The sequence below is a fragment of the Miltoncostaea oceani genome (assembly GCF_018141545.1).
Lineage (GTDB): Bacteria > Actinomycetota > Thermoleophilia > Miltoncostaeales > Miltoncostaeaceae > Miltoncostaea > Miltoncostaea oceani.
On sequence record NZ_CP064356.1, the window covers coordinates 2359042 to 2379629 of the forward strand.

Below are 20588 nucleotides of genomic sequence, written 5' to 3' on the forward strand. Positions count from 1 at the left end.
CCCCCCTCTCAGCCCTTCGGTGGCCGGTCGTCGCCCTCGGCGCACGGCTCCTCGCAGTCCGGGACGCAGTCGTCGCGGATCACGGCGGGCTCGCCGCACACGGAGAACGTGAGGGCGTCGATGCCGAGCAGCGTCAGCGGGAAGACCGACAGCCCCACGTTGACGTCCACGGGGAAGCGGATGCGCGAGCGCGCCAACGTCACGGTGCGCAGCAGCTCGGTGATCTGCTCGAACGTCAGGTGCGGCAGGTTGCGCAGGTCGAGGTCGATGCCCGCGTTCGCGGTGATCGGCGCCTTCGGGTCGCCCTTCAGGGTGGCGGCGACCTCCAGCGGGTCGAGCCGCATCGCGATCGGCGCGTCCCGGTCTCCGGTGAGCACGGCGCTCGTGGTGGCCGTGACGTCGGCCGTCGACGCCGTCGTGACCGTCGCATCCACCCCCACGTCGAACTCGGTGGGGATGAGCTTGATCTCGGGCGAGCCCATGAGACGGGGCCTCCTCGGAATACGGACGTCCGTGACCGGGGGCGGTTCGCGAGTGATCCGACTCTATTCGCGTCCCCGCGGCGGCGTCCACCGCCCGCCGGTCACGGGCGGGACAGCACCAGCACCTCGTCCGCGCCCGCCTGGAAGGCGTAGTCGACGCGGCGCACCTCGCTCGCGACGCCGTCGCGCTCCAGGGCGCTCCGCAGGTCGTCGATGCCCGGATACCGCACGTAGGCGGTGTCGATGAGCGGGTAGACGCGCACCTCGCCGGCGACCCTCAGCAGCTCCCGCAGGGCCGCCTCGTGCGCCTCGGGGTCGAGGTGGTCGGGGTAGGCGAACAGCAGGTAGCCGCTCAACGCCAGCCGGAAGGCCCCGTCGGCGAACGGCAGGTCGGGGAGGGCGGCGGGGACGTAGCGGGGGTCGGCGAGGTCGCGGCGGTCGCGGGCGAAGGCGTCGAGCGCGCCGAGCCGCCGCTCCGCGAGGTCCTCCGCCGAGTCGAACCACGTCCAGACGTAGCTGTCGCGGTTCTCCGCGAGGTAGCGCAGGCCGTGCTCCAGTCCGGCGCGGGAGCGGGCGACGAGCGCGGCGGGGTCCTCGGCGTACGCCGGGTCGGCGCTGACCACCTCGCCGCCGCGCGCCCGCAGGCCCGCGGCGAACCCGCCGGCCCCGCCGGGGCAGTCGAGCACGGGGCCGGCGAGCAGCTCCGCGTCGGTCAGCCCGAACATGTCGCGGTACTCCTCGTACGGCCGGCTGCTCACGATGATGTCCCCGATCCCGCGCACCGCGTCCTCCCTCCGGGGCTGCCACGTCCGCCGGGGATCGTCCCAGACGGCGGGCGGTCCGTGTCCGGCCGGCTACGCCCGGGGGGCGCCGCCCGCGCGTGCGATGGCGCGCAGCAGGGCGTCCGGGTCCGCGTCGCGGGGCAGCGCGGTGACGGCGCCCATGGCGCCGCATCCCGCGCCGAAGATCTCGGCGGGCGCGGCGCTCATCAGGATCACGGGGATCCCCGGCCGTGGGGCGCCGTGCGCCGGCGTGCCGGGGAGGGGGCCGGCGCCGAGGCCCGGCGTGCGGGCGTCGAGCACCGCGACGTCCGGGAGCATCCGCAGGCCGAGGGCGAGGGCGGCGCCCGCGTCGCCGGCGACGCCGACGACCTCCAGCCCCGGGTGGGCGTCGATGTGCCGGGCGAGCGAGGCGAGGGACGCCCGCCGGTCGTCGGCGATCAGCACGCGCGCCGGCCGGGGGCCGGGCGGGTGCGGGGTCACGGTCGCGCGCGCCCCGGCGTCGCGAGGGCGACGTCCCGCACGTTCGCGGGGACGGGCCGGCCGGTGATGATCGCGGTGAGGACGGCCCCGTGGAGCACCTCGACGGCGGCGTCGAGGTCGGCGGCGGCCGTCCCCCCCACCCCCGTCTCGCGCATGAGCGCGACGCGCAGGCGGTCGCGCATCGGCGCGAGCAGGATGCGCTCGACGTCGGCGGCGAGGGCGGGGTCGTCGCCGGCGGCGAAGACCACGTGCCGCACGAAGGGGCGGGCCCGCCCGGCGGTGAGCGCGGCGAGGGTGGTCGCCACGGACGGGGCGTCCCCCTCCCCGCCGGTGCCGGCGGCGTCGCCGCCGATGTCCTCGAGGGCGTCGAGGATCAGGGCACGCGCCGACGGCCAGCGGCGGGCGATGGCGGGGACGCCACAGCCGACGCGGCGCGCCACCCGGGTGAACGTGACGTCGGCGGGCCCGACGTCACCGACCACCTCGCGGGTCGCGTCGAGGATGCGACGCCGGAGGTGGGGGTCGAGGGGCCGGCCCGGTCGCCGGGCCGGAGGGCACCGCCCGGCGACATCGGTGCGGGACGGCGACGCCGGGGATGTGCGCCGCGCTCGGGTCGGTGTCTCGGCCATGCCCTTCCATCGGCCGGGGCGGGGCGCGTCCCATACCCCGATCGGTCAGACCGTCCGGATGAGGGCCCCCCGGCGCGGGGCGTCAGGCCGGGCTGGCCGCCCGCGCCGTGCACCGGACCCGCAGGATGCGCGTGCCCCGCGCCTCCTCGACCCGCAGCGACCAGTCGCCGACGTCGACGATGTCCCCGACCCGGCCGGGCCGGCCGAGGTGGGTGAAGATGAGCCCGCCGATGCTCGTGACGCCCTCCGCGGCGAGGTCGGGGCCGTGCTCGCGCAGATCGTCGAGGGAGACGTGCCCGCGGGCGAGGATCTCCCCGTCGCCGGTCGTCGTCACGTCGGGCTCGGGGTCGCGCTCGTCGTGGATCTCCCCGACGATCTCCTCCAGGACGTCCTCGAGGCTGACGACGCCCGCGAGCTCGCCGTACTCGTCGAGCACGACCGCGAGCGAGGCACGCGCCTGCCGCATCCCCGCGAGCAGGATGTCGAGGGGTTGCGACTCGGGGACGAGGTGGACCTGGTCCATCATCCCGCTGACGGGCGTGTCGGGGGTCTCGACGTAGCCGCGGCTGAGGGCGCTGAGGTGCACCACCCCGAGCGGCTCCCCCGCGGGTCCGACGACGGGGAACCGGCTGTGGGGGGTGCCGAGCACGGCGAGGAGGGCCTCCCGGGCGGGCTGGTCCCCGGCGATGGTCGTGACGGACGGGGCCGGGGTCATGACCTGGCGGGCCGAGGTCTCGTGCAGCTCGAGCACGCCCTCGATCATCCCGGCCTCCTCCGCGTCGAGGGTGCCGCCACGCTCGCTGTCGGCGACGAGCCGCTGGATGTCCTCGGGGGTGAGGGCCATCTCGTGCTCGGACGCGGGCTGCACGCCGAGGAGGCGGACGAGCCGGACGCCGGCGCCGTTCAGCACCGCGATGATCGGGGCGAACACGAGGCGGAACGCCTCGAGCGGGAACGCCAGGCGGATGGCGGTGGCCTCGGCCTTCTGGATCGCGAGGGTCTTCGGGGCGAGCTCACCCACCACCACGTGCAGCACGGTGATCACCGCGAACGCGATGGCCCCCGCGGCGAACACCCCGGCGGCCTCCCCCGCGCCGACCTGCTCGAAGAGCGGCTCCAGCAGGCTGGCGACCGCCGGCTTGCCGAGCCAGCCGAGACCGAGGGCGGTGACGGTGATGCCGAGCTGGCAGGCGGCGAGGTAGCGGTCGATCTCGTGGGACTGGCGGGTGGCGAGGGCCGCCGCGCGGGACCCCTCCCCCGCCAGCGCCTCGAGCCGCACGACCCGCGCACGGGCGAGGGCGAACTCGGCCGCGACGAAGAACCCCGTCGCGAGGATCAGTACGACGACGGCGACGAGGCCGACGATGGTGCCGCTCATGTGCGTTGCGCTCCCGGTGGGTGACCCACCACGGTACCGGGACCCCGGGGCGTCGTGGCCGGCGCCCGTCCGCGACGACCGCGGTGCGCGCCGGCGGCGATCGCCGTCGCCGCGGCGATCAGCACGACCGCGACGGCGAAAGTGAGGTGCGTGCCCGCCGCGACGGCCCCCGGCGCCGCGCCCGACGGGCGCGGCGACCCCACACCGAGGGCGAACACGGCCCCCATGACCGACGCGCCGGTGACCAGCCCGAGGTTCCGGGAGAGGCCGAGCAGCCCGGAGGTGACCCCGCGCCCGTCCGGGTCGGCGCGGGCCATGACGGCGGCGGTGTTCGCGGTCTGGAAGAGCGCGTATCCGAGGGTCAGCACGACGACCGGCACGACCCAGCCGGGGACCCCGAGCCCGGTCGGCGCGACCGCCAGGCCGAGCGCGCCCGCGGCCATCGTCAGCAGCCCGGCGAGTCCGACGCGGCCGGCGCCGACACGGTCGGCGAGGCGGCCGGCGGGCAGACCGGCCAGCACCACGACCGCCGGGCCGGCGGACATGACGAGCCCGGTGGCCGCGGCGCCGAGGCCGAGGGCCCGGGAGAGGTGGAACGGCCCGACGACGAGGGTCGCCATCATCACGGTGGACACGAGGGCGCTCGTGGCGAGCCCGGCGCGGAGCGCAGGGTCGCGCAGCGTCGCGGGCCGCACGAGCGGCGCCGCCGCCCGCGCCTGGGCGACGGCGAACAGCACCGCCCCGGTGGCCGCGACGCCGAGGAGCGCCGCCCCCGTCGCGCCGGGGCGGCCCCGTCCGGTCGTCATCGCCAGGCAGTAGGCGCCGAGGGTGGCGGCGAGCAGCAGGGTCCCGGTGACGTCGGAGCGGGGCGGGGCGGCCCCGGCCGTGCGCGGGTCGCGGGGGAGGTGCCGGTGGGCGAGGGCGAGGGCGATCAGCCCGAGCGGCACGTTCACGAGGAAGATCGCCCGCCAGCCGGGGCCGCCGACGAGGACCCCGCCGAGGGAGGGTCCGAGGGCCGTGCCGATCGCCGACGTCGTGCCGAGCAGCCCCATCGCCGTGCCGGTGCGGGCCGCGGGCACGACCGCCGCGGCGAACGCGAGCGTCAGGGCCATCATGAGCGCCGCGCCGACGCCCTGCACGGCGCGCGCCGCGACGAGGATGGCCAGCGTCGGCGCGGCGGCGCAGAGCGCGGACGCCGCGGTGAACACGGCCACGCCGGCGAGCAGGAGCCGGCGACGGCCGACGAGGTCGCCGAGGCGCCCGGCGCTGACCACGAGGGTGGTGACGGCGAGCAGGTAGGCGAGCACCACCCACTGGACCCGGCCGAAGGTGGCGCCGAACTCGTCCTCGAGGGTCGGCAGGGCGACGTTCGCGACGCTGGTGCCGAGGGACGACAGCAGCATCGCGAGCGACAGCGCGGCGAGCGCCCGGCGCGCGCGGGACGACATCGCGGGTGGGGCCCCGGCGCTCCGGCGTCTGTGTCCGTGAGACGTCATGGGTCCGACGCTAGGCCTGCGTCGGACAGGGCGGAAGACGCACGACCCGCACGTGATCGTTGCGTCCGACGCCATGTCCGTGGGAGGTTGGCGGCATGACCCGCCCCGACTTCAACCTCCTCGCGACCCTCGACGTGCTGCTCGAGGAGGGCAGCGTCGCGGGCGCCGCGCGCCGGCTCGGGCTGAGCCCCTCCGCGATGAGCCGGTCGCTGGCGCGCCTGCGCGAGACCACCGGCGATCCGCTGCTCGTGCGGGCGGGGCGCGGCCTGGTGCCGACGCCGCGGGCGATCGAGCTGCGCGCGCGGGTCCCGCAGCTCGTGCGGGAGGCCGAGGCGGTCCTGCGGCCCGCCCGGGAACCCGACCTCGCGACCCTGACCCGGACGTTCACGCTCCGCACGAGCGAGGGCTTCGTCGAGAACTTCGGGCCGGACCTGATCGCGCGCGTCCTGGCGGAGGCGCCGGGCGTGCGCCTGCGGTTCGTGCCGAAGCCGGACAAGGACGCCGCGCCGCTCCGCGAGGGGACGGTCGACCTCGAGACGGGGGTGATCGAGCCGACGACCGGCCCCGAGCTCCGCGCCCGGGCGCTCTTCCGGGACCACATGGTCGGCGTCGTGCGCGACGGTCACCCGCTGGCGGGCGCGACCGTGACGCGCCGGCGCTACCTCGCGGCCCGGCACGTCGCCGTGTCCCGCGGGGCCGTGGCGCAGTGGCCGGTCGACGACGCCCTGGAGACCCTCGGGCTGGGGCGGGACGTCGTGACCGTCGTGGGCGGCTTCGCGACGGCCGTCGGCCTCGCCCGCGCCTCGGACCTGATCGCAACCGTCCCCGGGCGGCACACCGCGAACCTGCGGGACGGGATGCACAGCTTCCCGCTGCCGTTCCCGACCCCGGAGTTCACGGTGTCGCTGCTCTGGCACCCCCGGCTCGACGCGGACCCTGCGCACCGGTGGCTGCGCAGGGTCCTGCGGGAGACGTGCGCGGCCCCCGGCTGAGCGCTACGCCGTCACGGGCCGCGGATCGGCCGGCGCGGCGGCGCCGCGGCCGGCGGACGGCCGGGCGAGTCCCTGCACGGTGAGGTACACGCCGAGCGAGAGCTCCCAGAGGAACTCGGGGACCGTGGCGAGGCTCTGGACGATGCCACCGGCCTCGACGACGCCGAACAGCACCGCGATCCCGGAGGCCAGCAGGACGGGGCCGCCGACGACGCCGAGCAGGGCCATGCGCCGCGGCACGAGCCCCGACCGGAGCAGGAGCCACCCGAGGATGAGGCCGTTGCCGATCTCGACGACGCCGGGGCCGAGCAGGAACGTCCCGTCCTTGGTCGCGGCGAGGGACACGGCGAGCGAGCCGGCGCCGGGGTCGTCGTGCCCCAGCGAGACGATCGCGAGGACGCAGAGGATCCCGGCCGCGATGAAGACGGACTCGACGATGCGGGCGGTCACGAAGCCGAGCGACAGCGCTTCGCTCTGCCGCTTCAGGACGGGGTACAGCACCACGGCGGTCCCGATGTTGGCGGCGATCAGCAGCAGCTCCAGCAGGACGCCGAGGTGGATCCGGCCGTCCTGCCCGGTGCCGGCGATGTACCCGGCGGGATCGTCGAGCACCGGCTGGAACAGGGCGTACGCCGCGATCGACGTGACGTAGGTGATGAGGAAGAGCACCCCGGCGGCGAGTGAGACCCGCCGGGGGAGGATGAGCCGTTCGGCGTGCATGTCGACCTCCGTCCTCTCGCTGGGACGTGGAGTGGTGTCGTGGGACCGCGTCGGGCGGGTCCGCGACGACCGTAGGCCGCGAGGGGGTCATGGCGGAAGACGCACGACCTGCACGTCACCCGTGCACGCGACGCCATGTGAGGGGGTCCCGGGACCGGCGGGGCTGCGGTCCCCGCGCGCGCGGTTGCTAGCCGGCGGCGTCCCACCAGTCGCGGAGTCCCTCGACGTCGTCGCGCCGGCCGTCGCCGAGGCTCGGAGCGCCGAAGACCAGGATCTCGAGCCCGTCCGGGCCGGCCTCGTAACCGCGCCACGTGCCGGCGGGCACCCGCACCGCATCCCATTCGGCGAGGGCGACGACCTCGTCGTCGAGCTTCACCCGGCCACTGCCGCGCACGACGACGTAGACCTCCTCCTGACGCGCGTGCGTGTGGCCGTATGGGAAGCGGTACCCCGGCGGGATGCGCTGGTAGCTGAGGCCGGACTCCGCGAGCCCGAGCGCGTCGGTCGCGAGGCGGAACTCGAGGTCCGGGGCGCCGTCGAACCGGGCGCCGACGTCCTCCGGGTCCCTCCTGAGGTTCCGGTGGGTGAACGGCATGTCGCGATGCTACCCCCGGCCCCCGGTCACGCCCCGGGCGGCGTCAGCCCCCTCCGCATCGCGCCGCGCTTCCAGACGAAGTCGAGGATGCCGGGCCGCCAGAAGATGCGGGCGTCCATGAAGCCGCCGCCGTGGACGAACGCGATGTCGATGACGTGCTCCGCGGCCACCGCGATCGGGATCTCGGTGCGCAGCGCCCCGATGTCGATGACGACGGTGCCGGTCATGCCGGTGAACGGCCAGGTCTGGACGGTGAGGCTGAGGAGCCGCGCGCCCTGACCGACGCCCTGGAAGTTGAGGTTGACGCCCGACATGAACTCGGTCGGGAACGTCGCCGGCAGCCGCCACCAGACCTGGTCGTTGCCGGGCCCCGCGCCCCACGACCCCTCGAACGCGTCCACCCAGGCCCCCGGGTCCGCCTGGTACGGCGCCTGCGGCGAGAGGCGGTGCGACGCCGTGCCGAAGACCGCCGCGGTCGCGCCATAGCCGAGCCCGCGGATGCGGGCGGCGCGCGTCGTCGCGCGGAGCGCGCCGGGGACGGGGAAGGACCTCAGCGTGCCGCTCGCCGGGTCGGCGACGTCGTGGATCCGCTGCCCCGGCCCGTCGGATCGGGCCACACCCGTCGTGCCCATCGGCACCTCCGGAACGTCGGGGGCCGAGGATACCCCGGGTGGGGTCACCCCCGCATCCGGGGGTCCTGCGTGGGATCGGCGTAGGGGGGCGGGCACCCCCTGGCGGCGGCGTCGGGTCGCAGCTCGTAGTGCCAGGGTTCGTTGCGGTAGGTCTGGCAGAGCCCGTGGGCGCGTCCGTACGCGGACAGCCACGCCATCGCGTCGGCGCCTCCGATGTCGACGGCGTCGCCGGACACGTGCGCGGACGTCTCGGGGGTGGCGACCCACCGCGCGGCCTCCGCCTCCGAGCCGTACCTCGCGATGGCCTCGTCGAGCAGGCGTCGCTGGTACGCGGGGGACCTCCGGCCGCTGTCGACGAGGATCGCGACGCCGTCGCCCGCGGCGTCGGTCGCGGCGGCCCGGAGGGCGCGGAGCAGGGCGGGGTCGAGGCCGGCGACGCCGGGGACGTCGTCGTCGAAGACGGTGGTGTCGTCGGGGACGGCGCCGTCGGCCGCCCCGAGGTCACCCGGGTCCGCGGGGCGTGGGACGTCGGCGGCTGGCGTGGCGGGCGGCGACGCCGCCACGGTCGCGGACGGAGACGGGGACGGCGACGCCGGGACCATGTGGCCGACGGCCACGGCGAGCGCGACGACCGCCGCGAGAAGGCCGGTGGCGCGGGCCCGGCGGATCCGGATGCGGCGCGCCGGGGGGGCTCGTCGGACGTGGGGCATGCCCCCATGGAAGGCGGCACGGTGTTGCCCGCGCGTATCCGGTTCCCGATACGCCCGCGATACACCCCCTCGTTAGCATCGGGGGATGCGCGTGCTGCTCGTCGAGGACGAGCCCTACCTGGCGGACGCGATCCGGGACGGCCTGCGCCTGGAGGCGATCGCGGCGGACGTCGCCGGCGACGGCGACACCGCCCTGGCGCTGCTGGGCGTGACCGCGTACGACATCGCCGTCCTCGACCGCGACATCCCCGGCCCCTCCGGCGACGAGGTCGCGGCGCGGATCGTCGCGTCGGGCAGCGGCATGCCGATCCTGATGCTGACCGCCGCCGACCGCCTCGACGACAAGGCGTCGGGGTTCGAGCTCGGCGCCGACGACTACCTGACGAAGCCGTTCGAGCTGCGCGAGCTCGTCCTCCGCCTCCGGGCGCTCGACCGGCGGCGGGCGCACAACCGGCCGCCGGTGCGGGAGATCGCCGGCCTGCGCCTCGACCCGTTCCGCCGGGAGGTCCACCGCGACGGCCGGTACGTGCCGCTCACCCGCAAGCAGTTCGCGGTGCTGGAGGTGCTCGTCGCCGCCGACGGCGGCGTGGTCAGCGCCGAGGAGCTGCTCGAGCGGGCGTGGGACGAGAACGCCGACCCGTTCACCAACGCCGTGCGCATCACCGTGTCCGGTCTGCGGAAGCGGCTCGGCGAGCCGCGGGTCATCGGGACGGTGCCGGGGGTCGGTTACCGCATCGACGCCGGACCGGCCGAGGGGGGCTGACGTGGCGCGCCCCCCCGGGTTGAGCGTCCGCATGAGGCTCACCCTCAGCTACGCGGGGTTCCTGATGCTCGCCGGAGGCCTGCTGCTGGCCGCCGTCTGGGTGTTCCTGCTGCGGTACGTCCCGGACCGCGCGATGCTGATCAACGCCGAGCCGAACAGCTTCGACGTCTTCCCGGTCCGGTCGGAGCTGCTGCGGGTCTTCGCCCCGCGCGCGGCGGTGGTGCTGCTGGTCCTGCTGGTGTTCGGCCTGGTGGGCGGGTGGTTCCTGGCGGGCCGGATGCTCGCCCCCCTCGGCCGCATCACGGACGCGACGCGCACCGCGGCGGCGGGGTCCCTGTCGCACCGGATCGCGCTGGAGGGCCGGCAGGACGAGTTCCGCGAGCTGGCCGACGCGTTCGACGCGATGCTGGCGCGGCTGGAGGCGCACGTCGCGGAGCAGCAGCGGTTCGCCGCCAACGCGTCCCACGAGCTGCGCACGCCGCTGGCGACCACGCAGACGCTGCTCGACGTCGCCCGCCGGGACCCCGACACCGACCCCGCGGAGCTGGTCGAGCGCCTCCACGCCGTGAACGCCCGCGCGATCGACCTGACGGAGGCGCTCCTCCTGCTGGGCCGCGCCGACCGGCGGGCGTTCACCCGCGAGGACGTCGACCTGTCCCTCGCGGTGGAGGAGGCGGTCGAGACCCTCCTCCCCCTCGCGGAGGACCGCGGCGTGACGATCGCGACCTCCGGCGACGTGACGCCCACCACCGGCTCGCACGCCCTGCTGCTGCAGCTGACGACGAACCTCGTGCACAACGCGATCGTCCACAACCTCCCCCGGGACGGCGCCGTGTGGGTCGCGACCGCCACGGGCCCGGCGGGGGCGGTCGTCACGGTCGAGAACACCGGAGGGGAGCTCACCCCCGAGGTCGTCGCCACGCTCGTCGAGCCGTTCCAGCGCGGCACCGAACGCGTCCGCGGCGCCCACGCCGGCGCCGGCCTCGGCCTGGCGATCGTGAGGAGCATCACCGAGGCCCACGACGGGACCCTCACGCTCGAGCCCCGCGCCGGCGGAGGGCTCCGCGTCACGGTCGCGCTGCCCGCGGCGGCCCCCGGGGGCGGCCCGCCGCCGGTCGCACGTCCCGTCGCCGCCCTCCCCCACCGCGGGCGGGTCACGGGCCCCTGAACGACGGGCGGTCCGCTCGTCCCATCGGGACGATGCGTCGCGACGGCGCCCCCCGGATGCTCCGCGCGAGGACGGCGCGCCGTGCCGTCCGTCCGGACGGGAGGGCGAGGGTGGCACGCACGATCCCCGTTGCGCCGATCACGCCGGGCCCCGCGCCCGGGTCCGGCCCGTGAGGGCCCCGGCGGCCGCCGGCGAGGCGACCGTCCCACCCCACGCGCACGACGCCGACGGGGTCGTCGGCGACCTGGGCTCGGACGCCGCCTCCGGCCTGACCGCGGCCGAGGCCGCCGACCGGCTGGGCCGGCTCGGCCCGAACGAGATCGCCGCCGAGGCGCCCCCGTCGATCGGGCAGATCGCCCTCGCCCAGCTGCGCGAGCCGATGAACATCATGCTCGTCGCGGTGACGGTGGTGAGCCTGGTGATCGGCGAGGTGTCGACCGCCGTGATCGTCGCCCTCCTGATCCTGCTCAACCTGGTGCTCGGGACCCGGCAGGAGCTGCAGGCGCGCGCCACGATCGACGCGCTCGCGAACCTCCAGGTGACGCAGGCGAAGGTGGTGCGCGACGGGACGGTGGCCCTGATCCCGGCGACGGGGGTGGTCCCCGGCGATCTCGTGCAGCTCGAGGCGGGCGACATCGTCCCCGCCGATGGGCGCCTCGTGCGCGCCGCGACGCTGGAGGCGCAGGAGGCGGCGCTGACCGGCGAGAGCGCCCCGGTCGCGAAGGACGCCGCGGTGGTCCTCCCGCCGGACACCCCCGTCGGCGACCGCGCCAACATGCTCTTCCAGAACACGGCGGTGACCCGCGGGGCGGCGTCGATGGTGGTCACCGCGACCGGCATGGGGACCCAGATGGGTCAGATCGCGACGATGCTGACCTCGGTCACCCGCACCCGGTCCCCCCTGCAACGGGAGCTGGACACGCTCACGAAGGTGCTGGGGGTGGTCGCGTGGACGGCGGTGGCCGTCATCGTCGTCGTCGGCCTGGCGCGCGGCGAGTCGTTCACCGACGTCGTCCTGCTCGGCACGGCGATGGCGATCTCGGCGATCCCGACCGGCATGCCCGCGTTCGTGTCGGGGCTCCTGTCGCTCGGCTCGAAGCAGCTCGCCGAGGCGAAGGCCGTCGTGAAGAACCTGACCGACGTCGAGACGCTCGGCGCGACGAGCGCGATCAACACCGACAAGACCGGCACGCTCACGATGAACGAGATGATGGTGTCCGTCATCTACGCGGACGGCGCCTGGTTCCCCGTCGAGGGCGAGGGCTACCGCAAGTCGGGCGCGATCACCTCCGCCGCCGGCGTCCCCGTCCCCGACTTCACCCGGCTCGCGTACGGCCTGTGCCTCGACAGCGACGCCACCGTCTCCGACGGCGGGGACGTCGTCGGCGACCCCACCGAGGCGGCGCTCGTCGTGCTCGCCGCGAAGCTCGGCGTCGACGCCGAGGAGACCCGCCGCGCGTACCCGCGCCTGGCGGAGGTGCCGTTCGACTCCGACTACAAGTTCATGGCGACCTTCCACCGCGTGCCGATCGACGGCACCGAACGGGTGGTGGGCCTCGTGAAGGGCGCTCCCGACGTGGTGCTGGCCCGCTGCACCCGCTCCGGGGGTCCGCTCAACCCGGATCAGGCGCCGATCGACGAGGCGCGCGCCGGCATCGACGCCGCCAACGCCCGGATGGGCGAGAAGGGGCTGCGGGTGCTCGCGTTCGCGGCCCGGCTCGTGGAGGACGACGACCTCGCGACGATGACCGACGACCCGATGGCGCTCGTCCACGACCTCTCGTTCGTCGGGATGACCGGGATCATCGACCCGTTGCGGGCCGAGGCCGGGCACGCCGTCACCACCGCCCTCGCGGCGGGGATCGACGTGCGGATGATCACCGGCGACCACGCCGTCACCGCGCGCGCCATCGGGGAGACGCTCGGCCTCGGGCCGGGGGCGATCAGCGGCGCCGAGCTCCAGGCGCTCTCCGACGACGAGCTCGCGGAGCGGCTGCCCGAGCTGCACGTCTTCGGCCGCGTGACGCCCCAGGACAAGCTGCGGCTGGCGCGGCTGATGCAGCAGCAGGGGCTGATCGTCGCGATGACCGGGGACGCCGTGAACGACGCCGCCGCCCTCAAGCAGGCGGACATCGGCGTGGCGATGGGGAGCGGCAGCGAGGTGACCAAGCAGGCCGCGCGGATGATCCTGACGGACGACAACTTCGGCACCCTCGTCCACGCCGTCGAGATCGGCCGCCGCGTGTACGACAAGGTCGTGTCGTACGTCCGCTACCAGATGACCCAGCTGCTGGCGCTGGTCCTCCTGTTCCTGGCGGCGACGGTCTTCGACATCAACTCGGGCGTCGCGATGACGCCCCTGATGGTCCTGTACCTCCTCTTCTTCGCGACCGCCGCCGGGGTGGTGGTGATCGCCCTCGACCCCGGCGACCCCGACGTGATGCACCGGCCCCCGCGGGACCCGGGGCTGCCGATCACCAACCGCCCGGCGGTGGCGATGTGGCTCCTCTACGCGGCGGTGCTGTTCGTCGCGGCCCTGACGCCCCTCGTGTTCGGCCCGGACGACCCCCGCGAGGACGCCGCGTCGGTGTCGATGACCATGACCTTCGTCGTGATGGGCTTCGGAACGATCTTCAACGCCCTCGCGAACCGGCGCGACCCGGCGCCCGGGCTGGCGCCGCCCGTGCTGAGGGCCGCCGCCGTGTCCCTCGTCCCCGCCGCCCTGATCGTGCTCGCGACCGAGTTGCCGGGGCTGCAGCGGGGCCTGCTGACGACCTCGCTGACGGGGCGCGAGTGGCTCGCCTGCCTGGGGCTCGCGGCGCTGCTGCCGGTGACGATCGAGACCGCGAAGTGGGTCCGACGACGGCAGGCGCCGCACCCGCCGGGGATCGGCGCCCTGGAGGCCGTCAGCCCCGCCCGCGCCCGCGGGCGGGCGCCCGGGTGACCCCCGGCGCACGGGCGGGGCCGGGTCCCATCCTGGCCCGCTTCGTGCCGATCGTCGGCTGGCTGCCCCGGTACGAGCGCCGCTGGCTCCGGGGGGACGTCGTGGCGGGGATCGCCGTCACGGCCCTGATCGTGCCGAAGAACCTCGGCTACGCGGGGATCGCGGGGATCCCCCTGCAGAACGGGCTGTACGCCGCGGCGGCCGGGGCGTTGATCTACGCCGTCTTCTGCACGTCGCGCCAGATCTCGACGGGTCCGAGCTCGTCGCTGGCGGCGGTCGCCGGCGGGGCGGTCATCGTGACCGGCGTCGGGGGCGAGGACGCGGCGCAGCTGGTCGCGGCGATCGCGCTGCTGTCGGGGCTGCTGTTCCTGCTCCTCGCGGCGCTCCGCATGGGCTGGATCGCCCAGTTCCTCTCGAAGGCGGTGGTGGTCGGGTTCCTCGCGGGCGCGGCGGTCGACGTGGTCATCGGCGAGCTGCCGAAGCTGACGGGGACCTCGGCGGACGGCGACAACGCGTGGCGCGAGCTGGGGTCGTGGGTGCGCGGGCTCGGCGACGTCCACGGGGCGACCCTCGTCGTCGGCGCCGGCGCGCTCGGCGCGATCCTCGCCGTCCGCTTCCTGGCGCCCGCGGTGCCGGGGGCGCTGGTGCTGCTCGTCGGCGGGCTGGCCGCATCGGCCGCCCTCGACCTGTCGGGGCGGGGGGTGGCGCTCGTGGGTGAGGTGCCCCGCGGCCTGCCGGCGCCGGAGGTCCCCGACCTCGGCCTCGTCGCCGACAACCTCGCGGTCGTGGTCGCCGCCTCGGGTGCCCTGCTGCTCATCGGCTTCTCCCAGACCGCGGGGGACGCACGCGCCTTCGCGGCGCGGCACCGCTACCGCATCGACGTGAACCAGGAGTCCGTGGCCCAGGGGATGGCGAACGCCGGTGCGGGGCTCCTCCAGGGGATGCCGGTCTCGACGAGCCTCTCCGCCAGCTCCCTGAACGAGTCGTCGGGGGCCCGCACCCCGGTCGCCTCGCTCGTCACGGGGGGTCTCGTGCTCGCGACGCTCGTGGTGCTGGCGCCCCTGTTCTCGGACCTCCCGACGGCGGTGCTCGGCGCGATCATCATCGACGCCGTCGTGTTCGGGATGATCGACGTCACCGAGATGCGCCGGCTCCACCGCGTCACCCGGTTCGACTTCTGGGTCGCGGTGGCGGCGTTCGTCGGCGTCCTCTCGGTCGGCGTGCTCGCCGGCGTGCTGGTCGGTGTGGTGCTGTCGCTGGGGTGGCTCGTCCACGTCGCGACGCGCCCGCCGATGCCGTTGCTCGGCGAGGACCCCGCGACCGGCGTCTTCCGCGAGCTCGACGAGCGCCCCGGCGACGCGGCGGCCCCGGACGGCGTGGCGGTGCTGCGGGTCGACGGCGGGCTGTTCTTCGCCACCTCGGACGCCCTGGAGGACCGCGTGCGCGCCGTCGCCGGCGACGGGGACCTGCGTGGGCTGGTCCTCGACCTGGAGGGCGTCGGCTTCATCGACTCCCAGGGCGCCTCCGCGCTCGGCGAGGTGCACGCCGCGACCGCGGCGGACGGCGTCGAGCTGCGCCTCGCGAAGGCGAGGCCCCGGGTGCTGCGGGTGCTCGAGGTCGACGGGCTGATCGCGCGCATCGGGGCGGACCACGTCCACGCCACCATCCACGAGGCCGTCGGCGCGTACCGCGCGAACGGCCACCGCCGGGAGGGCACATGACGACGTCCGTCACGACCGGGATCGTCCCCCGCTGGGAGTGGCGGGGCTTCGGCGCGTCCGACGACGCGGTCGCGCGGCTGCGGGCCACCCCGCCGCAGGGCGTGCACGAGAGCGCCGAGTCCTACTTCGTGTCGCGGGACGGCGAGAACGCGGTGAAGGTGCGCGACGGGCTGCTGGACGTGAAGCGCCTGGAGGAGGTCGACGACCGCGGGCTCCAGCGCTGGCGGCCGATCCTGAAGTCGCCGTCCCCGGTCGGCGCGGCCGACCTGCTCGTGGTCCTGGACGCCCTCGGCGTCGCGGCCCCTCCCCTGGACCGCGACGCGTTCCGCATCGACGAGCTCATCGCGCGCACGGTGGACGGCGAGCTGGTCCGGGCGGTCGCGGTGCACAAGCGCCGCACGCGGTACGCGATCGCGGGCTGCGCCGCCGAGGTGACGGAGGTGACCGTCGGCGGGTCGGCGTTGGTGACGGTCGCGGTCGAGTCGGAGGACCCCGCCCGGGTGATGGCCGCCCTCGACGAGCTGGGCCTCGACCCCGGGCTCAACACGAGCTACCCGCGGGCGCTCGCGGCGGTCGCCGGCCTGGCGGGGTCCCGCGGCGCGGTGATCGACGTGGGGACGAACTCGGTGAAGCTGCACGTCGGCGAGCGCCGGGGGGACGAACGGCGGACCCTCGCCGACCGGGCGGTCGTCACGCGGCTCGGCGAGGGGCTGCAGGCGTCGGGCGCGCTCACCTCGGAGGCGGTGGCCCGGACGGTCGACGCGGTCTGCGACCTGGCGCGGCAGGCGCGCCGGGCGGGCGCCCCCGCGATCGTCGCGGTGGGCACCGCCGGGCTGCGCATGGCGAGCGACCGCGACGTGTTCGTGGCGGCGGTGCGGGACCGCTGTGGCGTGGAGGTCGAGGTCATCTCCGGCGACGAGGAGAGCCGCCTCGGGTACCTCGCGGCGATGTCGGCCGCCGGACCCCGGAGCGGCTCCGTGGTGGTCGTCGAGACGGGCGGGGGCAGCTCCCAGTTCACCGTCGGCGAGGGTGAGCGGATCCGGGATCGGTTCAGCATCGACCTGGGGGCGGTGCGCCTCACGGAGCGCCACGGTCTCGGCGGCCCCGTCTCCCCGGACGCGCTCGCCGCGGCGTCCGCCGAGGCGGCGGCGGAGCTCGGCCGCGTCGCCGGCCTGCCCCGGCCGGACGCGCTGGTCGGGATGGGCGGCGCGTTCACGAACCTCGCCGCCGTGCGGCACGGGTTGACCGAGTACGACCCCTCCGTCGTCGAGGGCACCGTCCTCGACCGCCCGGAGATCGACCGCCAGATCGCGCTCTACCGGTCGATGACGGCGGAGGAGCGCAGCGGCATCCCGGGCCTCCAGAAGGGCCGCGCCGAGGTGATCCTGGCGGGGGCGGTCATCGTCCGCGCCATCCTCGACGCGCTCGACGCGGAGTCGGTCACGGTCACCGACCGCGGCCTCCGGCACGCGCTGCTGTACGAACGGCTCGGGGCGGACCGGGGATGGGGCGCGACCCCCTGAGCCACCGGCTCCGCTGGGGCCCGTGCTCAGGCGGGCGTGACCGCGCTGCCCACCGCGTAGGGCTTCGCGACCCGCAGGCCGGGCCCGTCGTCGGTGATCCGGACCGACTCGACCACGAAGCCGGCGTCGCGGATCGCCGCGACGGTGTCGCGGTCGAGGTGGCAGCCGGCGGCGGCACGGCGCCACACCGGCGTGATCCGGTCCTGCCACCGCGCCCGCCGACCGGCGCCGCGCACGTGCTCGAGGAACAGCAGGCGCCCACCGGGTCGCAGGACGCGGCGGGCCTCGGCGAGCGCCCGGGCGGGGTCGGCGACCGAGCAGAGGGCGAGCGTCGTGATGACCGTGTCGACGCTCCCGTCGGGCATGTCGAGGCGCTCGGCGGGAGACGGGTCGACCAGGACGCCGGCGCGACCCGACCGTTCCACGCGGGCGACGAGCCGGCGGCGCATCGCGGGGTCGGGCTCGCTGAGGACGATGGATGTCGCGGTGGCGGGCATGTGCGGCAGGTTGGCGCCGGTGCCCGCCCCGATCTCGAGCACCACCCCCTCGGCGGCGCCGAGCAGTGCCCGCCGCTGATCGCCGAGCCACCCGCGCTCGGCCGACGCGAGGCTGCGGTCGTAGAGCGCGGCGAAGATCGGGTGTCCCCTCCCCCGGTCCGCCCCGGTCGATGTGGCGTTCCGCGCGCCGGTCATGACCTCGGGGCGACCTCCGCCCGGATCACTCCGGCCACCGGCCCGCCGATCGCCTGTCTCGACATCGAACCCATTCGGACCCCGGGGCGTCGTGAACGCGGTCGACGTGCCCCGTCAGGCACCTCCGGCCGCGGCCCGGATGGCGTCGGCGACCGCCGCCGGGTCGTCGGCGTCGACGAGGTAGCTGTCGAAGCGCTGGCCGTCGGCGCGGATCCGCACCGCCTGCCGGCCGGCGCGCACCCGCACCATCTGGCGCCGGCCGCCGCCGCGCCACGTCCCGATCCTGGTCCGGCCGGGCACGGCGAGGCCCGGTGCCCGCAGGCCCCGCGTGGCGGTGAGCGGGTCGGACACCACCTCGACGTCCGTCACGGCCGCGAGGGGGATCTCCTGGTCGCCGAGCAGGCCGGCCACCTTCTCGAAGGCCGACAGGTGGATGACCACCGCCTCGTCCGTGACATCGATCCTCGCCATCGGTCCCCTCTCCTCTCCCACGCTGTGATTCCGCTGCACACGGTAGTCACGGCTGTGGCCCCTGTCGTCGTCCGCGCGGGCGATCGTGGATCCGTCGGGCGAACGACCGGGGACGCGGCGACCACGCGCGTCGACGGCCAAGCCGGAGAGGGGACTCGAACCCCTGACCTGCCGCTTACAAGGCGAGGCGCGACGCAGCCCGGATCCTTTGAGGGGAGCGGGATCCGCCGAGACGCCCGGTGCACTCCACTGCGTCCTCCGCTGCATCGGGGCAGGGGCGGCGCCCCATGGGCGTTACCGGCAGCCCTGGCAGTTGGCTCCCGTTAGCCACGCCACCGCCACTAGGACCACCAAGAGCAGTACCGCGATGGCGGTGATCGACCTCCCCCGGCCTCCCATGTGACGCAGTCTAAGGGGCGGCTGCGAACTGTCCCCTTGCAGCTGATCAAGAGCGAGCGTGTCCGAGGCGGGTCGGGGGCGATACAGATTGGCGTCGGGTGGGCGTCACCGCCGTCGCCTGCTCATGCCGGGCCTCGAGAGCACGCCACTCCGGGTCCCGTAGTCGGGACTCGGGCCCGGGAACTGAGATCACCCGCGCGGCGCCCGCAAGCCATTCGCGATCGGCGGATGGTGGTCTGTGAAGTCGGGGGCTGGCGCTCCGCTTCTGGGTTGGCAGCCCAGACTGCAGTCATCGGTGCGGATGCCGTGCGGGTCGAGGCATTGACCGGCCGACTGACGCTCCCCCAGCTGTAGGAGCTGACCGCGTGTGCGCCACGCAGCGCGCCGAAGAGCGCGGCCGCGCTCTCGGCACATTGGGCGACCCGAGCGACGCAAGGGGTGGGCCAGACGTCGCCCGTGTCCGCCCACGGGCATACCCTGAGGGCGTTCCAGTACTGGGGGTGAGGAGAGTGAAGGACATGGGCGCGAAGGGGTCAGCGCCGCATCTCGCGGGGCGGCGGGGTGGCCTCTTCACGCGATGGTCGACCGGTTGGCGATCCGCCGCGGGATCCGTCGTTTGTGGAGTGACTGTCGCCTGTGCATGCCTCGTGGCCGTGTTGGTCGGCGCACTGCCCGCGGTCGGGAAGGGCGCGCCTCCTTCGCCCTCCGTCATCGCCGGGTGGCCGCGGGCGGCGGCGCCCGGCGTCGTCCTGCCAGGTCCCGCTGACGGTGTCGTCCTCGTCGGCGCCGGCACGCGGTCCTTCCGGCGCGACGGCTCCCTCGCCTGGGTCGACCGGACGCGGACCGTCTGCGGGAACTGCGGCCCCCTCTCACGGCCACCGTCTATCCAGGCCGATGGCTCGACCGGGCCGATCGGGCTTACCGCCGGGTACTGGGCGGTGGACCGGCGCGGACGCCGCATCCCCGGGTGCAACGGGATCCTCCGTGCCGACGGGACCTGCCTCGCGGCGACGACGGCCGCGGACGATCCACGGCTCCCGCTCCTCACCTACCCGGCGTTCACGATCGGCCCGCCCGGGGATCTGCCGGGCGTGCCTCCGGCCTCGGGGAGCGCGGTCCTCCCGGGCTATGAGTGGTCGGACGGGGGCGACGACAACCCCCTCATCGTGCAGGACGCGGGGGGACTGGCCTACGCGGCGTTCCGCGGGCCCGTCGACCGGGCGAGCGGCGTGATGCTGCCGGGTGTCCTCGCGGCGTTCGACCCCGAGGCACGGATCATCGTGTGGGCGACGCCCGGGCCGGTGCGGGTCCTGACGGCCCTCGCGGCCGGCGTCCTCATCGTCGAGGGGGAAGGAGTCGCGGCGGTGTCACCCGACGGCAGCACACGATGGACACGCCCGGTGGTCCGACCCCAGACCGTCCTCACCGCCATGGCCGACGATGCCCGGGGGCAGGTCTACCTCGGCCGCTCTCGCCGCGACGCTGCGGAGGGGGTCACCGCGCTGACGGCGTCCACCGGTCGCCAGGTCTGGAGGACCCGGCCAACCGAACAGGCGCGCGTCCTGGCGGTCGGTCGCGGTGGACGCGTCTACCTCGCAATCGACGCGCCGGCCCTCCGCCGCTCCATCCGCGCCGTGCGCTGGCGCGACGGCACGACCGCATGGGAGCGCCGGGTGCGGGGGGAGGTCCGCAGCGCGACGGAGCTCCCCGACGGGGCGATCGCGGTCTCGATCGCCCGCGACCGCGCAGGAGACCCCCGAAGCCGCCTGCTGCTCCTCGATCCCCGCCACGGCCCGTGACCGGCGATCTCCCGGACACTCGAGACGGACCAGGTTCCCCCCGCTGTCCTGAGGGGTGAACCTCTGCCTTCGCTCGCCTCGCGTCGTTCAGCGACCGACCGGGGGCCCTCGCCGCCGGCGACAGACGGGGGGCCTCGGATGGCTTGGAGGCAGAATATCGCTGGCCCGTCCCGTTTCGATTGGGCCGTGTGAACCAGAGGCGCCTCCCCGAA

At 75.5% G+C, this 20588-nt stretch carries 19 protein-coding genes; 7 read left to right on the forward strand and 12 right to left on the reverse strand.

From position 1 onward, the window contains the following. Positions 1-8: 8 nt before the first annotated feature. The 6 genes from IU369_RS12120 to IU369_RS12145 all read right to left on the reverse strand — a co-directional run bounded on the left by IU369_RS12120 (position 9) and on the right by IU369_RS12145 (position 5199). Complete coding sequence (locus tag IU369_RS12120) at positions 9-482, reverse strand: hypothetical protein (RefSeq protein ID WP_217921241.1); 474 nt, start codon at positions 480-482, stop codon at positions 9-11. Between the two features lie 101 nt (positions 483-583). Then, on the reverse strand, positions 584-1264 hold the full coding sequence (locus IU369_RS12125) for a class I SAM-dependent methyltransferase (protein WP_217921242.1): 681 nt from the start codon (positions 1262-1264) through the stop codon (positions 584-586). A 72-nt stretch (positions 1265-1336) separates the two neighbouring features. Beyond that, positions 1337-1744, reverse strand: coding sequence for an ANTAR domain-containing protein (locus tag IU369_RS12130; RefSeq protein ID WP_217921243.1), 408 nt, complete (start codon positions 1742-1744; stop codon positions 1337-1339). Continuing rightward, on the reverse strand, positions 1741-2373 hold the full coding sequence (locus IU369_RS12135) for a TetR/AcrR family transcriptional regulator (protein WP_217921244.1): 633 nt from the start codon (positions 2371-2373) through the stop codon (positions 1741-1743). The genes IU369_RS12130 and IU369_RS12135 overlap by 4 nt, the downstream gene beginning before the upstream one ends. Before the next feature lie 82 nt (positions 2374-2455). After that, a complete protein-coding gene (locus tag IU369_RS12140) occupies positions 2456-3751 on the reverse strand; it encodes a hemolysin family protein (RefSeq protein WP_217921245.1) in 1296 nt (431 codons plus the stop codon). Further along, entirely contained in the window at positions 3748-5199 is a 1452-nt protein-coding gene (locus IU369_RS12145; protein ID WP_217921246.1) for an MFS transporter, read from the reverse strand. Before IU369_RS12145 ends, IU369_RS12140 begins: the two co-directional genes overlap by 4 nt. Before the next feature lie 143 nt (positions 5200-5342). On the opposite strand from IU369_RS12145, the gene IU369_RS12150 reads away from it, so the two are divergent. Further along, the gene (locus tag IU369_RS12150; RefSeq protein ID WP_217921247.1) at positions 5343-6239 is read left to right on the forward strand and encodes a LysR family transcriptional regulator; all 897 of its coding nucleotides are present in this window, start codon (positions 5343-5345) and stop codon (positions 6237-6239) included. 3 nt (positions 6240-6242) lie between these two features. Here IU369_RS12150 and IU369_RS12155 read toward each other — a convergent pair whose 3' ends face one another. From IU369_RS12155 to IU369_RS12170, 4 genes are all read right to left on the reverse strand, one after another. Beyond that, positions 6243-6959: a DUF4386 domain-containing protein gene (locus IU369_RS12155; protein ID WP_217921248.1), complete on the reverse strand. Its 717-nt coding sequence runs from the start codon at positions 6957-6959 to the stop codon at positions 6243-6245. Between the two features lie 187 nt (positions 6960-7146). Beyond that, positions 7147-7554, reverse strand: a complete 408-nt coding sequence (locus IU369_RS12160) for a cupin domain-containing protein (protein WP_217921249.1) — start codon at positions 7552-7554, stop codon at positions 7147-7149. Between the two features lie 26 nt (positions 7555-7580). Continuing rightward, a complete protein-coding gene (locus tag IU369_RS12165; RefSeq protein WP_217921250.1) occupies positions 7581-8186 on the reverse strand; it encodes a hypothetical protein in 606 nt (201 codons plus the stop codon). A 44-nt stretch (positions 8187-8230) separates the two neighbouring features. After that, the gene (locus tag IU369_RS12170) at positions 8231-8896 is read right to left on the reverse strand and encodes a D-alanyl-D-alanine carboxypeptidase family protein (RefSeq protein ID WP_217921251.1); all 666 of its coding nucleotides are present in this window, start codon (positions 8894-8896) and stop codon (positions 8231-8233) included. 85 nt (positions 8897-8981) lie between these two features. Here IU369_RS12170 and IU369_RS12175 point away from each other — a divergent pair, with 85 nt between their 5' ends. From IU369_RS12175 to IU369_RS12195, 5 genes are all read left to right on the forward strand, one after another. Beyond that, positions 8982-9659, forward strand: a complete 678-nt coding sequence (locus IU369_RS12175; RefSeq protein WP_217921252.1) for a response regulator transcription factor — start codon at positions 8982-8984, stop codon at positions 9657-9659. Between the two features lie 31 nt (positions 9660-9690). Beyond that, positions 9691-10827 (forward strand): sensor histidine kinase, encoded by a 1137-nt coding sequence (locus tag IU369_RS12180; protein WP_281426179.1) that lies wholly within the window; start codon positions 9691-9693, stop codon positions 10825-10827. A 169-nt stretch (positions 10828-10996) separates the two neighbouring features. Beyond that, positions 10997-13771 carry a cation-translocating P-type ATPase gene (locus tag IU369_RS12185; protein ID WP_217921254.1) on the forward strand — a complete coding sequence of 925 codons (2775 nt, stop codon included), beginning with the start codon at positions 10997-10999 and terminating at the stop codon, positions 13769-13771. Positions 13772-13815: 44 nt separating this feature from the next. Continuing rightward, positions 13816-15492: a SulP family inorganic anion transporter gene (locus IU369_RS12190; RefSeq protein WP_217921255.1), complete on the forward strand. Its 1677-nt coding sequence runs from the start codon at positions 13816-13818 to the stop codon at positions 15490-15492. Then, positions 15489-17015, forward strand: coding sequence for a Ppx/GppA phosphatase family protein (locus IU369_RS12195; RefSeq protein WP_217921256.1), 1527 nt, complete (start codon positions 15489-15491; stop codon positions 17013-17015). The genes IU369_RS12190 and IU369_RS12195 overlap by 4 nt, the downstream gene beginning before the upstream one ends. Positions 17016-17041: 26 nt before the next feature. Here IU369_RS12195 and IU369_RS12200 read toward each other — a convergent pair whose 3' ends face one another. Together IU369_RS12200 and IU369_RS12205 are read right to left on the reverse strand one after the other, a co-directional pair. Further along, positions 17042-17707 carry a class I SAM-dependent methyltransferase gene (locus IU369_RS12200; RefSeq protein WP_217921257.1) on the reverse strand — a complete coding sequence of 222 codons (666 nt, stop codon included), beginning with the start codon at positions 17705-17707 and terminating at the stop codon, positions 17042-17044. Positions 17708-17821: 114 nt separating this feature from the next. Continuing rightward, on the reverse strand, positions 17822-18178 hold the full coding sequence (locus tag IU369_RS12205; protein WP_217921258.1) for a hypothetical protein: 357 nt from the start codon (positions 18176-18178) through the stop codon (positions 17822-17824). A 1337-nt stretch (positions 18179-19515) separates the two neighbouring features. Between IU369_RS12205 and IU369_RS12210 the strand changes: the two genes are divergently transcribed. After that, a complete protein-coding gene (locus tag IU369_RS12210) occupies positions 19516-20376 on the forward strand; it encodes an outer membrane protein assembly factor BamB family protein (protein ID WP_217921259.1) in 861 nt (286 codons plus the stop codon). Positions 20377-20588: the final 212 nt, after the last annotated feature.

Excerpts from the sequence above, each read along its gene's own strand:
- IU369_RS12120 (WP_217921241.1), bottom strand. The coding sequence starts at position 482 with ATGGGCTCGCCCGAGATCAAGCTCATCCCCACCGAGTTCGACGTGGGG.
- IU369_RS12135 (WP_217921244.1), bottom strand. The coding sequence starts at position 2,373 with ATGGCCGAGACACCGACCCGAGCGCGGCGCACATCCCCGGCGTCGCCG.
- IU369_RS12140 (WP_217921245.1), bottom strand. The coding sequence starts at position 3,751 with ATGAGCGGCACCATCGTCGGCCTCGTCGCCGTCGTCGTACTGATCCTC.
- IU369_RS12145 (WP_217921246.1), bottom strand. The coding sequence starts at position 5,199 with ATGTCGTCCCGCGCGCGCCGGGCGCTCGCCGCGCTGTCGCTCGCGATG.
- IU369_RS12150 (WP_217921247.1), top strand. The coding sequence starts at position 5,343 with ATGACCCGCCCCGACTTCAACCTCCTCGCGACCCTCGACGTGCTGCTC.
- IU369_RS12155 (WP_217921248.1), bottom strand. The coding sequence starts at position 6,959 with ATGCACGCCGAACGGCTCATCCTCCCCCGGCGGGTCTCACTCGCCGCC.
- IU369_RS12160 (WP_217921249.1), bottom strand. The coding sequence starts at position 7,554 with ATGCCGTTCACCCACCGGAACCTCAGGAGGGACCCGGAGGACGTCGGC.
- IU369_RS12165 (WP_217921250.1), bottom strand. The coding sequence starts at position 8,186 with ATGGGCACGACGGGTGTGGCCCGATCCGACGGGCCGGGGCAGCGGATC.
- IU369_RS12170 (WP_217921251.1), bottom strand. The coding sequence starts at position 8,896 with ATGCCCCACGTCCGACGAGCCCCCCCGGCGCGCCGCATCCGGATCCGC.
- IU369_RS12175 (WP_217921252.1), top strand. The coding sequence starts at position 8,982 with ATGCGCGTGCTGCTCGTCGAGGACGAGCCCTACCTGGCGGACGCGATC.
- IU369_RS12180 (WP_281426179.1), top strand. The coding sequence starts at position 9,691 with ATGAGGCTCACCCTCAGCTACGCGGGGTTCCTGATGCTCGCCGGAGGC.
- IU369_RS12195 (WP_217921256.1), top strand. The coding sequence starts at position 15,489 with ATGACGACGTCCGTCACGACCGGGATCGTCCCCCGCTGGGAGTGGCGG.
- IU369_RS12200 (WP_217921257.1), bottom strand. The coding sequence starts at position 17,707 with ATGACCGGCGCGCGGAACGCCACATCGACCGGGGCGGACCGGGGGAGG.
- IU369_RS12205 (WP_217921258.1), bottom strand. The coding sequence starts at position 18,178 with ATGGCGAGGATCGATGTCACGGACGAGGCGGTGGTCATCCACCTGTCG.